Genomic DNA, 635 nt, shown 5'->3' on the forward strand with positions numbered 1-635 from the left:
GGCTGGAAGTGGTCCTGGCCGATGGCCGCGTGATCCACACCGGCGGCCGCACGCGCAAGGCGGCCAATGGCTACGACCTGACGCGGCTCTTCATCGGCAGCGAGGGCACGCTCGGCATCATCACCAAGGTGCGGCTGCGGCTGCACGGCATCCCCGAGGCGATGACCTCGGCCGTCTGCCAGTTCCCGAGCCTCGAAGCCGCTGTGAACAGCGTCATCACCACCATGCAGGCCGGCGTGCCCGTGGCGCGCATCGAGCTGCTGGACGAGGTGCAGATGGCCGCCTGCATCAGCTACTCCAAGCTGGAGGGCTACAAGCCGGTCCCCACGCTCTTCCTGGAGTTCCACGGCACCGAGGCCGGCGTCGTCGAGCAGGCCGAGCTGGTGGAGGGCATCACCTCCGAATACGGCGCCGAGGGCTTCGCCTGGGCGCGTGACGCCGAGAGCCGCAACAAGCTGTGGAAGGCGCGGCACGACGCCTACTGGGCCTGCATCGCCGCACAGCCGGGCTCGCGCGGCATCGCGACCGACGTCTGCGTGCCGATCTCGCGGCTGGCGGACGCGCTGCTCGGCTGCAAGCGCGACATCGAGGAATCCGGTTTGATGGCGCCCATCGTCGGCCATGTCGGCGACGGG

General features: G+C 69.8%; 1 protein-coding gene. It reads left to right on the plus strand.

Translation table 11 applies throughout. The annotated features are described in order from the left end of the window. Positions 1-635 (plus strand): FAD-linked oxidase C-terminal domain-containing protein (locus tag AC1DWF_RS35705; RefSeq protein WP_476843185.1); only part of this gene is annotated, 635 nt, incomplete at both ends.

The sequence above is a fragment of the Aminobacter sp. P4_D5 genome (assembly GCF_056401815.1).